The following is a 14,003-nucleotide window of genomic DNA, read 5'->3' on the forward strand; positions in this document are numbered from 1 at the left end:
TGGGTGCCCGCGTCCGCGGCGCTGAGAGAGGCCTCGCTGCACGAGATGACGCTCGCGGGTCCGCCCTTCGGGACGGTCCCGTCGGCCGGCTCGCGGCTCGTGATCGCAGTCGGGTCGAATGCCGCGCCCGAGGTTCTGCTTCGCAAGCTCGCCCACGTTCCGTCAACGGACCGGATCTGCCTCCGCACGGTCCGCGTCACGAACATCACAGTCGGCCATTCCGCCCATGTCGCGGCCCGGGGATACATCCCGGCCGCGCCGACCTTCGCAGGTGAGGGCGCGATCACGACGACCGCGGCCTGGCTGGGTCCCACCCACATCGATGCCCTCGACGCCACCGAACCCAACTATCATCGACAGACAGTGACTACGCGCGACCACCCCGTTCTCGGCCGTCCCACTCCCCTCCTTCCGGACGAGTGGACCCCGCCTGCGACCTTCGACCTGTACGTGTCCCGGCACGGCGTCCTCGCCGACCCGGTCACCGGTGACCCCGTCCCCTTCTGTGCACAGACCGACGTTCTCGAGTGGCTGTCCCGCCGACTCGACGACGAGACACTCGCCGACCCGGCGTCGCAGGTCTGCCGCCGCTTGTCCGCCGACCCCCGCGCGATGACCGCCCGCATCCGGGCCGCCGGACTGGCCCGGTCCCACGGGTCCCGCGCACCGCTGTCGATCGGGGACGGCCGATGACCGCCCTCTCGCCGGACACCGACCCCCGCGTGGACGAGGAACAGCGGCACCTCGACCGCGTGTACGGCAGGCTGGACCGGATGCGGCGGACCACGCAGCGTCGGTTGTCGTCGACGCTCTCCGAACGCGGCGGCACACCGCAGGCGCTGTCCGAACGCGAGTCCTACGAGCGGATGTACAACGAGGATCTCGCCAAATTCGATGCCGCCGAACACAATCTGTATTTCGGTCGTCTCGACCTCGAGGACGGCGAGATCCGACGTATCGGACGCATCGGTGTCCTCGACGACGGTTTCGCCGACGACGGCGAACTCGACGCCACCGCCACCGACGCCACCCTGCTGCTGGACTGGCGCGCGCCCCTGGCCCGGCCGTTCTATCTGGCGACGCCCGCCGCACCCGAGGACGTCGCGCGCCGTCGCCACATCCGGACCCGCAGCCGCAAGGTCCGCGGGGTGAGCGACGAGTCCCTGACCGCAGGCGATGCGCTGCTCGACGACTTCGGACACGGCGACGTCGTCAACGAGTCGGCTCTTGTCGCGGCCCTCAACGCCGCCCGCACCGGCGAGATGACCGACATCGTCGAGACGATCCAGCGCGAGCAGGACCTGATCATCCGGTCGACGCATCGCGGGGTCACCGTCATCCAGGGCGGCCCCGGTACCGGCAAGACCGCCGTGGCGCTGCACCGAGCCGCCTACCTGCTCTACACACATCGCGAGAACCTCTCGCGCAGCGGCATCCTCATCATCGGACCCAACGACGACTTCCTGAACTACATCGGCCAGGTGCTGCCCTCGCTGGGCGAGTCCGGCGTGCTCCTCTCGACCATCGGGGACCTGTTCCCCGGCGTCCGCGCGGGCACCGCCGACCCGCGGACGACCGCCGCGGTCAAGGGCGGGCTGCGCATGGTCGACGTCCTCAAGCGGGCGGTGCGCGCCCAGCAGTCGCTGCCGTCTCGTCCCGAGGCGGTCGATTTCGACAGCTACACCGTCGAGATCGACTCGGCTCTGGTCAAGGCCGCACGCGCCAAGGCCCGCGCGACTCGACGCGCCCACAACCTCTCGCAGAACGCTTTCCTGAAGGCGGGTCTCGCCGAACTCGCGGCGCGGCACGCGGCGACCATCGGATCGAGCCTGCTCGACGGTTCGCAGTTGCTCAGCCCCGCCGACATCGCCGACATCCGCGACGACATGAGCCGCGATCCTGACATCCGTGCCGCGTTGCTGCGGTACTGGCCGACGCTGACCCCGCAGGCCCTGCTTCGCGACCTGCTCGGCGACGAACGCGCGATTCGCAAGGCCACCCCGGGTTGGACGGACGCCGATCGTGCTGCGCTGCACCGTCCGTCGCGCCCGGCCACGACGTCGGGTGCGGACTTCTCACCTGCCGACGTCCCATTGCTGGACGAGCTCGCCGAGCTGATCGGTTACGGCACCGAGGACGCGGAGCGGGCCGAACGCGCACGCTGGCGCCGCCAGTTGGCCGAGGCACAGGACGCACTGGACATCCTGACCGGCTCGGCGCCGCAGGACCTCGAGGACGAACTCGATCCCGAGATCCTGATGGCCTACGACCTGATCGACGCCGAACAGCTCGCGTCCCGCCAGACCGAGACACGACGCGCCACGACGGCCGAACGTGCCTACGGCGACCGCACCTGGACGTTCGGCCACGTCATCGTCGACGAGGCCCAAGAGCTCTCCGCCATGTCCTGGCGGATGGTGATGCGACGCATCCCGAATCGGTGGATGACGATCATCGGCGACACCGCTCAGACATCCGACGAGGCGGGCACGCGCTCGTGGGGCGAGGTCCTGGAGCCGTATGTCGCGAAGCGCTGGCAGTTCAAAGAGCTGTCGGTCAACTACCGCACCCCGAGCGAGATCATGGAGTACGCCGCGCGCGTCCTCGACGAGATCGGCAACGGCGAGAAGGCCCCGACCTCGTTGCGCAGCAACGGGATCGAGCCGGTGGCGCTGCGGGCGGACAACGACTCCCCGGGGAGCATCGCCGACGCCGTCCTCCGAGCCGTCGGGCTCGCCGAACCCGACGGCCTCACCGCCGTCGTGGTCCCCGATCACCTGCACGACGCGATCGAGGCGGCGCTGGCGCCGGATCGCTTCACGCTCCCCGACCGGGAGCCACCCCGGGTGTACACGGTGCGGAGCTGTAAGGGCCTGGAGTTCGACACGACCATCGTCGTCGAGCCCACCGCGATCATCGACCAGTCACCACGCGGGCTCAGCGACCTGTACGTCGCCCTCACCCGGGCGACCCAGCGACTCGTCGTCGTCCATCGGGACGACCTCCCCGACGCCCTCGCGGATCTACCGGCCGGCTGAGGGCGCGCGGATCGCCACTCCGCTCCTCAGGGAGCGGTTGTTTGGGACGCCACCTGCGCTCCCCGCGTCTCAGGCGTTGTCGCCGCGCGACTCGGCCTCGCGGATCGCCGCGTCGATCCGCGGTCCGATCACCTCGAGCGCGACGGTACCGACGATCCCGAGGTGATCGGCATCGACGTCGACACGGGTGATCCGCCCGCCGAGGAACGGTGTCCAGCGTCCGGCGGTGGTGTCCGGGTCGGCCTCCCCCGCCGCCGCGACGACGAGCATCGCGTCGCCGTCGTAGGTTCGGGGCCGATGGTCGACGGTGCGTCGGGCCGACGTCGCCATCCGCTGGAGCATGCGGTCGAACGCGGGTCCGTCGAGGAGTCCGAGTCCGACGACCCGCTCGCGGACCGCCGCCGCCATCGCGGCCGGATCGTCGGAGGCGGTCACCGCATCGACGTCGATGACCGCTCGCCACCCGCCGAGCAGGTCCGCGACCGTGGCTCGCGCATCCTCCGCGGACACCTCGGCACGCGCCGACGCCCCGTCGGTCTCGAGTTCACCGCCGGTCGCGGGATAGCTGTCGAGGAGGCCGAGGAACCCGACTTCGGCACCCTGCGAACGCAATTCGGCCGCCATCTCCTGGGCGATGAGCCCGCCGAGGGACCAACCGACGAGGTGGTAGGGCCCCTGCGGGACGATCGCCCGGATCTCGGCCACATACCGCGCGGCGAGTTCGCGGATCGACGTGGCGGCCGTGTCGCCGGCCACCACGAAGGGGTCCTGCAGACCGAAAACCGGCCGGTCGTCGAGATACGGTGTGAGACCAGCGAACAGCCACGCCAACCCATCGGCGGGGTGGACGCAGAAGACCGGTTCGCGGCTGCCGTCCGCCCGTAGCGGCACGACCACCTGGCCCCGCGGGTCAGCGGTGGAGGTGGATTCCTCGTGCGTCGCCTGAGCAGCGAGCCGGGCGCCGAGATCGCGCGGTGTGGGTCCGGCGAAGATCCATGCGACCTCGACGGGCAGTCCCGTCCGTCGCCGCAGCAACGACACCAGCCGAACCGCCGACAGCGAGGTCCCGCCGAGGTCGAAGAAACCCTGGTCCGCGTCGGTCACCGCAGTCCCGGTGATCTCCGACATCGCTTCGGCGACCGTCACTTCCCAGCGGCCGGTCGGGGCCGCGGGCTCGGCGTCCTCGCGTCCCCCACCGGCTGAGTTCATGAGCGACGCGACCTCGCGGCGTCCGGGTCGCCCGTCCGCGCCGACCGGGATGGCGTCGACGACGCTGATCACCGTCGGAATACAGTGTGCGGGCAGCACTCTCGACAGCTCGCGTCGGAGGTCGGAGGCGCCGGGGCCGTCGCGGTCGACCACGACCCAGGCCCCCACCTCGACTCCGTCATCCGTCGGCTGACCGTCGGACGCCGACGCCACGACCGCCGCAGTGACGACGCCCGCCACCGCGTTGAGTGCCGCCTCCACCGCATCGAGATCCACTCGCCGCCCGCCGATCCGGGGGTGACGCTCGACCGGCCCGAGGATCTCCGGTCGTGTCATCGAGGCGTCGACCCACCGCGCCCACATCCCCGTCGCGAGCAGCGAACCGTCTCCCGTGCGCTCGTGCAACTCACCCGGCACCCGCGCCGGTACCGCCCGGCCCGCGCTGTCGAGGATCAGCGACACACCGTCAACGGCACCGGCCACATCGACCTCATCCAGCACCGTGTCGATGTCACCGGTCACGGCATCGAGCATGCCTAGGAAGACGTCGCGTATCGATTCAACCGTCTCGATGTCGAACAGCGCTGCGGCGTAGTCGATCTCGCCGACCAACTCGACAGCCGCACCGACGGACCGCTCCGCGAGACCGAGGGTGAGGTCGACCTTCGCCGGCGGCGGCCCCGGTTCGACGGCCACGACCTCGAGACCGTCCACGATGAGCGGCTCGGCGTCCGCGCCGATACCAGGCACCGCCGGTGTCCCGGACGACTCGCCGAGGTAGTTGATCATGACCTGCACGAGCGGCGCGTGGGCGGTGGACCGAACCGGGGTGAGGTGCTCGACGAGGGTCTCGAACGGGATGTCGGCGTGCGCGAAGGCCGCGAGATCGGCGTCGCGGACCCGGCGGAGCAGGTCCTCGACCGTGTCCTCGGAGTGCACCGATGTGCGGAGCACCACGGTGTTGACGAACATCCCGATGAGGCCCGCCGTGGCCGCGTGCCCGCGACCGGAGATGGCAGCGCCGACGCTGATGTCCCGCACATCGGCCACGCGGGCGAGTGCGGCGACGAAGGCGGCGTGACAGACCATGAACGGGGTCATCCCGTGCACGCGTGCGGTCGCCGCCACCGCCGCGCTGCGCTCCTCGCCGATCTCGAGGGGCAGCCGACCACCGGTGGGGTCGGCGATCGGCGGACGCGGACGGTCACCGGGGATCTCCAACGCGGCCGGGACGCCGGCCAGCGTCTCGGTCCAGAATGAGTACTGCGCCGCCATCGGTGAGGTCGGGTCGTCGAGGTCCCCGAGCACATCACGTTGCCACAGCGCGTGATCGGCGTATGCGATCTCCGGTACGTCGATCGACCCGTCTTCGGGGCGTCGACCGTTGCGGTACCCACCGAGGACCTCCGCGGCCAGGATCGCCAGGGACGCCGCGTCGCCGGCTACGTGGTGCAGGACCAGCACGACTCGACACACCGGCGGCGACGCACCCTCCGCTGATACCAGCGATGTCATTACACGCAGCGGCAGCTGCGACGTCACGTCGAATCCCTCCGCGCACAACGCCATCGCGTCCTCGGGCGTCCCGGCCGATTCCCAGCGCAGTCGGGCCGCCGCCACCGAGGGATCGAGGATGTGCTGTAGCGGCACCCCGTCGTCGCCGAGCGGGTAGACGGTCCGCAGCGGTTCGTGTCGCGTCATCACAGCCGCGACCGCGGCGCGTAGTGCGTCGACATCGAGGAATCCCCGGATGTCGAATGCCATCGGCATGTTGTACGTCGGGGACGTCACGTCGAACTGGTTGATGAACCACAGTCGTTGTTGCGCATACGACAACGGGATGCGCTCGGGCCGGGGTCGTGCGACGAGCGGATGGTCGGAAACCCGACGACGCGTGACGACTTGCGCGAGCTCGCGGACCGTCGGGGTGCGGAAGAGGTCGCGCACGTCGAGGTCGGTCCCGAGCTGCTCGCCGATCCGGGCGACGACCCGCATCGCGGCGAGCGAGTTGCCGCCCAGATCGAAGAACGGCGTCGTCACCGAGACCTCGTCGAGTCCCAGCACGTCGGCGACGACGACGGCCACCGCCCGTTCGACGGCGTCGGCGGGCGGCACCATCTCGACCGGCTCGCTCCGCGGCGCGGGAAGGGCCCGGCGGTCGAGTTTGCCGGTCGCGGTCACCGGGACCGAATCGAGGACCACCCACTGCGTCGGGTGCATGTACTGCGGCAACGCCTGTCGCAGATGCTCACGGATCGCGTCGAGATCGACACGGCCGGCGAGGTATCCGACCAGTGCATCCCCCGCCGGCCCGCTCCGGACGGTGACCGCCGCGTGCGAGATGCCGTCGACGCGGGCGAGGACGGTCTCGATCTCCCCGAGCTCGATGCGCTGTCCGCGCAACTTCACCTGGAAGTCTGCCCGACCGAGGTATTCGAGCGCACCGGAGCCGTTCCAGCGCACCAGGTCACCGGTCCGGTAGAGGCGACCTCCGTGCGGGCCGGTGGGGTCGGCCACGAACCGTTCGGCGGTGAGGTCGGGCCGGGCGGCATAACCGCGCGCCAGCTGATCGCCGCCGACGTACAGCTCGCCGACCACCCCGACCGGCGCCGGGCGCAACCCGTCGTCCAGCACCCACGTGGTGGTGTTCGCGTTCGGGCGTCCGATCGGCACGATCACGTCGCCGGGGGCGAAGCGGTACGCCGTCACCTCGACGGCCGCCTCGGTCGGCCCGTAGAGGTTGTCGAGGTCCGCCTGCGGCACGAGCGCCGCCATGGTGTCGGCGGTGGCCGCCGGCAGTGCCTCGCCCGACGCGTTGACCCGCCGCAACGACGACAGTGCCGCGCGCCGCCGCGGGTGGTCGCCGATGTACTCGACGAACGCCGCCATCATCGACGGCACGAAGTGCACCGAGGTGACCCGATGCCGCTCGATCTCGGCGAGGACGTGAGCCGGGTCGATGTGACGGCCGTCCTCGACGATGACGAGGCGGGCCCCGGCCATCAGCGGTTCGAACAACTCGGGGACGGACACGTCGAAGGTGACCGGCGTCTTGAGCAGAACGGCATCGTCGGGACGCAGCGGGGAACGCACCGCCATCCATGCGAGTCGGTTGAGAACGGCGCCGTGACTGACCGTGACCCCCTTCGGCGTTCCGGTCGAGCCGGACGTGAACAACGTGTAGAGGGCGTTGCCCGGACACGGGCGACAGAGTTCCGGCCGGGGACGCGAGCGGTCCTCCGGCGGGGCGTTTCCGTCGACGACGAGCATCGGTACCGACAGACCGGACAGCGCGGACGGGGTCACCTCAGCGGTCAGGATGACCGCGATCGACGCGGCGTCGACCATCGCGGCCACTCGTTCGGGCGGACTCGACGGGTCGATGCTGACATAGCTGCCGCCGGCCATCACCACCGCGTGGATCGCGAGCACCAGCTCCACCGACCGCGGGATACACACGCCCACGGCCACTTCGGGACCCACGCCGTGTGCGGACATCGTCTCGGCCAGCTGGGTGATCCGGTCCATGAACTCGCGGTAGGTCACGGATCGCGCACCGGCCACCAGGGCCGTCGACTCCGGTGAGCGTCGCGCGGCCGCCTCGATCGCATCGGTGACCGTCGACCACGACACCGACAGATCGGGGCCCGCGACCAGTTCGGCGATCCGCGCGCGCTCGGCCGCGTCGGTCAGGTCGATGGCACCGACAGCCATGTCGTCGGCACCGACGACCGCCTCGAGGACCCTGGTGAGGCGGGTGATCGCGGTGCGCGCGGTCCGATCGTCGAACAGGTCGGTGGCATAGACGATCTCGACGTCCCACGCGCCTTCGGGACGGATCGTCACCGCCACGGTCAGGTCGAGCTGGGTGGTGCCGGTGGACGCCTCAATCGGTTCGAAGGTCAGATCCGCCGATCCCGAGGGGTCGGTCCCGACCGTTCCGGTGTCCTGATCGTGCAGCACCGACAGCATCACCTGGCTGATCGGGGCGAACGCCTCCGACCGGACCGGGGACAGTCGGTCCACCAGATACTCGAACGGGACATCGGCGCGTGCGAGGGCGTTGATGTCGTCGACGCGCACCCGTTCGAGGAACTCCCCGACCGGCGTCCGGGGGTCGACGTCGGTGCGCAGGACCACGGTGTTGACGAACATTCCCACGAGGTCGTCGAGATGCGCATGGCCCCGTCCAGCAACCGGGGTGCTGATCACGATGTCGCGGGTCGCGGACAGCCTGGCCAGCACGATCGACAGCGCGGCGTGGACGACCATGAACTCGGTGGCCCCGTGGGCGCGGGCCGTGTCCGTGATCCGCTGTGTCAGTTCGGTCGGGATGGCCGCGGTGACGCGACCGCCCCGTTGCGACGCGACCGCCGGTCGCGGCCGGTCCGTGGGCAGCGGGAGGAGGTCGGGGATCCCCGACAGTCGATTCACCCAGTAGCCGACCTGGCGACCGAGAACGGACTCCGGCGAGTCGATGTCCCCCAGCGTCTCCCGTTGCCACAGTGCGTGATCGGCGAACTGGATCGCCGGCGCGGCCGCCTCTGGCGCATGGCCCCCGGCACGCGCCAGATAGGCCCCCCACAGATCGGCGGAGAGCGGCCTCATCGACTCACCGTCGGCGGCGATGTGATGCAGTACGACGACGAGGACGTGGTCGTCGGTGTCGATTCCACCGTCACCGACCGCGAACAGGCGAATACGCAGCGGCAGTTCGGTGGTGATGTCGAAGGCGGCATCACCGACGAATGCGGCCGGGTCGGCGAGCTCCCGCGGAGCCGCGATGTCCTCCCACCGCAGGCGGGCCCGGGCCTCGTCGATCGGCAAGATGTGCTGCCGCGGTTCACCGCCCGGCGACGGGAACACGGTCCGCAGGATCTCGTGGCGGGCCAGCAGGTCGACGACGGCGGCACGTAGCGCACCCCGGTCGAGCCGGCCGCGGAGGCGGACGGCCATCGGAATGGTGTAGGCCCCCGAATTCGGATCCAACCGGTTCAGGAACCAGATCCGTTGCTGCGCATACGACAGCGGAATGTGCGCGGGCCGAGGATCGACACGGCGCAGCGGCGGCGGTCGCGACGCATCGTCGTAAGCGGCGTCGACGCGACGAGCGAGCAGGCGAACCGTCGGCGCCTCGAAGACGTCGCGGACACCGACGCGGACCCCGAAGGCGTCCCCCGCGCGGGCACTCACACGCGTGGCCGACAACGAGTTGCCGCCGATGACGAAGAAGTCAGCGGTCACCGACACGGCATCGAGTCCGAGAACCTCGCCGACGATGGCCGCGAGTAACCGCTCGGTGTGCGTCGACGGCGGAACGCGTTCGGCGTCGGCCTTCGACGGCTCGATGGCGGGGAGGTCGGCGCGGTCGATCTTCCCGATCGGGCTGCGCGGGATGGAGTCGAGCACCGTGAGTGCCGCCGGGACCATGTGCGATGGCAGATGGGTCGCGAGATGTTCACGGACGGCGGAGATCTCGACCGGTCGTCCGGGGTCGACGGGTTCGACGTAACCGGCCAGCGAGGTCACCGGGTTCCCGACCCCGATGACCGCCGCCGTCCGCACCTGCGGGTGTGCGGTCAGGACGGCCTCGATCTCACCGAGTTCGAGCCGTTGTCCGCGCAATTTGACCTGGAAGTCGGCGCGGCCGACGTAGACCAATCCGCCACTGCGGTCCCGGCGCACGAGATCCCCGGTCCGGTACATCCGCGTGCCCGGTGCCCCGTCGACGGCGGCGACGAAGCGCTCGGCGGTCAGCGCCGGCCGTCCGTGGTAACCGCGTGCGAGTTCGGGACCGGCGAGGTACAGCTCCCCGACGACCCCCGGCGGCACCGGATGCAGCCGCTCGTCCAGGACATGGGCGCTCGCGCCGGGGACCGGGCTGCCGAGGTGGACCGGCTCGTCGACGCCGATCGGGGGCGAGGTGACGCTGATGATCGTGGTCTCGGTGGGTCCGTAACCGTTGTGGAACGCCACGTGCGCGGCCCACCGGTCCTTCTCCGTGTCGGGGACGGCCTCGCCGCCGACGAGGACGTCGGTCATGGGCAGGCGGCCGGGATCCGGCAACGACGCCGCCACCGACGTCACCAGGAAGGCGTGGGTGGTGCGGTGCGTCGTGATGAAGTCGGCGAGCTCGCGGCCCCCGTACACCTCGGGAGGCGCGACGACGAGCGTCGCGGCACTGCCGTAGGCACCGAGGACCTCGAGCATGGCGGCATCGAACGCGGGCGAGCTGATCCCCAGCCAGCGCGCGTCGGACCCGGATCGGTGCCGGTCGCGCAGCACCGTGCTGACACCCGCAAGGCCGCGGTGCGTCACGAGCACCCCCTTCGGCGTCCCGGTCGATCCGGAGGTGAAGATCATGTAGGCGCCGGAGTCGGGTGCCACCGGCCGCTTGCGACGCGGCGGGTCGAGCGCCGGGCGTCTGCGCAGGTCGGCGACGAGCGCCGCGTCGAGCAGCAGTCGCGGCGGCCACGTGGAGGCCGTGTCGGCGGTCGGCCCCTCGACACTCCCGTCGGTGAGCACCAGCACGGCGTTCGCGGCGTCCAGGACCCGAGCGATGCGTTCCGCCGGGTAGCGGGGGTCGATCGGGCAGTACACCGCACCGGTCTTGGCCACTGCCCACAATGCGAGCTGCGCCGTCGCCGAACGCGGGAACGCGCTGACGACCACGTCCTCCGGACCGATACCGCGGTCGATGAGGACCGTCGCGAGATGCGAACTCGCCGAATCGAGTTCGGCATAGGTCCAGACGTGTTCGGGGTCCGCTACGGCGGGGTCGACGACGGCCGGGTGGGTCGGACGCATCCGCGCCGCGTCGGTGAGCAGGTCCGAGAGGAGGCCCGGGGCGGGATCGGGGTCGCCCGAGACGAGCGGGATCATCTCCTCGTCCGGGGTCAGCAGCTCGAGGTCCCCGACCGGCAGTGTGCTGTCGCCGACCGCGGACGTCAGTACGCCGACGAATCGGTCCGCGAGCCGGCGTGCGGCGGATTCGTCGAAGAGGTCCGTTGCGTAGGTGAGCGAACCGCGCCACGGAGCCCCCTCGGCCGGGTCCGTCAGAACACCGAGAGTCAGGTCGAGTTTTGCCGAGTTGTCCTCGACGGCAACGGGTTCGACGTCGAGACCGGCGACCTGCCCATCAAGGGCGCCGGGGGCGGCGAGATCGGACGTGGTGAGCAGCACCTGGACCAGTGGCGCGTGGGACGCGGTGCGGGCCACCCCGAGTTCGTCGACGACGTCATCGAAGGGCACGCCGGCGTGATCGAGGGCGTCGAGATCCACCTCGCGCACCACCCGCAGGAGGTCGGCGAACGGCTGTGCGGGGACAATCGGGGTCCGCAGCGCCACCGTGTTGACGAACATGCCGATCAAGTCGTCGGTGTCGCCGTCGCGGCCCGCGGCGGCGGTCCCGATGACGACGTCGCGACTCCCCGACAGCCGACCCAGCACCGCGGCGAGTGCGGCGTGGAGCACCATGAATGCGGTGGCGTCGCCGGCGCGGGCGAGGATGCCGACCCCCTGCGCGACGCGTCCCGGGATGACGAACTCGACGGTCGCGCCCCGCATGGTCGGCGTGGCCGGACGTGGATAGGTGGTCGGCAGATCCATGAGGACCGGGGCGCCGTCGAGCCGGCGGGCCCACCACTGCCGGTGCTCATCCTGCTCCTCCGATCGTCCGGCGGCCCGCAGGACATGATCGGCGTACTGGAGCGGGAGCGGCGGCCAGTCCGGACTTCGACCGTCGCGTCGTGCCGAGTACGCGGTGAGCAGATCGCGCGACAGCGCCCGGCCCGACTCGCCGTCGGCGGCGATGTGATGGATGCTGACGGCCAGCAGCGCACTCGTACCGGGATCGACGAACACACGGGCGCGCACGGGCAGGTCACTGGTCAGGTCATATGGCTCGGCGGCGACGGCCAACGCTTCGGACTCGGAATCAGCCACCGCCCAGTCGAATCCGGGATTCTCCGGACCGACGTCGTGAATTCGTTGCTCGGGGCGTCCGTCGCGGGACACCGGGTAGGTGGTCCGGAGAACCTCGTGACGCGCGACCACGTCCGCAAGCGCTCGACGGAGATGTTCGACTTCGACCGTGCCGCGGATTCGGAAGGCGAACGGGATGATGTACGACGCCACCGCCGGCTCGTACTGGTTGATGAACCACATGCGGCGCTGGGCGCTCGAGAGAGGCAAGTTCGACGGCCGGGCCGGTGCAGTCGATCGATCCGCGACAGCGGTTCCGGCCCCGGCGATGTCTGCCGCCTGGATTCGACGCGCGAGATCCCGGACCGTCGGGGCGTCGAAGACGTCTCGCACCCGTACCGGGACGCCGAGCATCCGGGAGACGCGGGCCGCGAGTCGGGTCGCGGCCAGTGAGTTGCCGCCGAGGTCGAAGAAGCTGTCGGTCACCGACACCGAGTCCGCGGCCGACAGCCCGAGCACGTCGGCGAAGACACCGGCGATCGCGACTTCGGCGTCGGTCTCGGGGAGCACGCGTTCGGCGGCGACGAAGTCCGGTGCGGGCAGCGCCTTGCGGTCCACCTTGCCCGCGGTGTTCAACGGCAACGTGTCCAGGACGACCCAGGACGTGGGGCGCATGTACACGGGTAGTTGCTCGGCCGTCGCGCGCAGATGCTCGACGTCGACATCCGCTCCGGTGACGTGAGCCACGAGATGTTCTCCCGCAGCGAGTCCCATGACAGAGACCACCACCTGGGCGACACCCGGCGTGGTGCCGAGGACGGTTTCGATCTCCCCCAACTCGATCCGCTGCCCCCGCAACTTCACCTGAAAATCAACACGACCCACATACTCCAACTCACCCACACCACTCCACCGCACCCGATCACCCGTCCGATACAACCGCACACCCACCCCACCAAACGGATCCGCCACAAACCGCTCCGCAGTCAACCCCGCCCGCGACGCATACCCCCGCGCCACCTGCACACCACCCAGATACAACTCACCCACCACACCCACGGGCACCGGACGCAACCGCGAATCCAACACCCACACCGACACATTCGGCACCGCCCGACCAATCGGCACCACCACCTCACCACCCGACACCACATACGACGTCACATCCACCGCCGCCTCCGTCGGCCCATACAAATTCACCACCCGCACCCCCGGCACCAACCCCCGCAACCCCTCCACCGCACCCACACCCAACGCCTCACCCGAACAAAACACCTGACGCAACGACCCCAACCCCGAACCCAACCCGCCCGAACTCACCCGGCCCGAACCCCGCAGCACCGACTCCTGCGGCACCGACTCCCCGAGAGCATCCACAAACACCGACAACATCGACGGCACAAAATGACACACCGACACCCCGAACCGCTCCACCACCGACGCCACATACCACGGATCCCGATGACCACCCGGCTCCGCCACCACCACCGAAGCACCAACCATCAACGGCCAGAACAACTCCCACACCGACACATCAAACGACACCGGCGTCTTCCACAACACCACATCCCGCCCCTGCAACCCGAACAACGACTGCATCCACCCCAACCGATTCACCACCGCAGCCTGCGACACCGTCACACCCTTCGGCCGACCCGTCGACCCAGACGTGAACAACGTGTACACACCCGCACCACCCGGCACCTCCCCCACACCCGACACCACCTCACCCAACAATCCCACACCCAACCCCTCACCAACCACCACACCATCAACCGAAACACCCACCCCCTCACCACAATCCACCACCACACGCCGCACACCCCCAACACC

Annotated in this window: 3 protein-coding genes; 2 read left to right on the forward strand and 1 reads right to left on the reverse strand. The window is 70.1% G+C overall.

Annotated elements, in window-relative coordinates:
• Positions 1-3: 3 nt before the first annotated feature.
• Positions 4-693: a hypothetical protein gene (locus ACFUEJ_RS22590; RefSeq protein ID WP_388032018.1), complete on the forward strand. Its 690-nt coding sequence runs from the start codon at positions 4-6 to the stop codon at positions 691-693.
• Positions 690-3,038 carry an ATP-binding domain-containing protein gene (locus ACFUEJ_RS22595; RefSeq protein ID WP_247449425.1) on the forward strand — a complete coding sequence of 783 codons (2,349 nt, stop codon included), beginning with the start codon at positions 690-692 and terminating at the stop codon, positions 3,036-3,038. Before ACFUEJ_RS22590 ends, ACFUEJ_RS22595 begins: the two co-directional genes overlap by 4 nt.
• 69 nt (positions 3,039-3,107) lie before the next feature.
• Here the strand turns inward: ACFUEJ_RS22595 and ACFUEJ_RS22600 are convergent, their stop codons facing one another.
• The gene (locus ACFUEJ_RS22600) at positions 3,108-13,913 is read right to left on the reverse strand and encodes an amino acid adenylation domain-containing protein (RefSeq protein WP_388032021.1); all 10,806 of its coding nucleotides are present in this window, start codon (positions 13,911-13,913) and stop codon (positions 3,108-3,110) included.
• Between the last annotated feature and the right edge of the window lie 90 nt (positions 13,914-14,003).

This window comes from Gordonia sp. NPDC057258 (assembly GCF_042668985.1).
GTDB classification, from domain to species: Bacteria; Actinomycetota; Actinomycetes; order Mycobacteriales; family Mycobacteriaceae; genus Gordonia; species Gordonia hongkongensis.

What these genes read in the sequence shown, in the direction of transcription:
- ACFUEJ_RS22595 (WP_247449425.1), top strand. Translation starts at nt 690, where the DNA reads ATGACCGCCCTCTCGCCGGACACCGACCCCCGCGTGGACGAGGAACAG.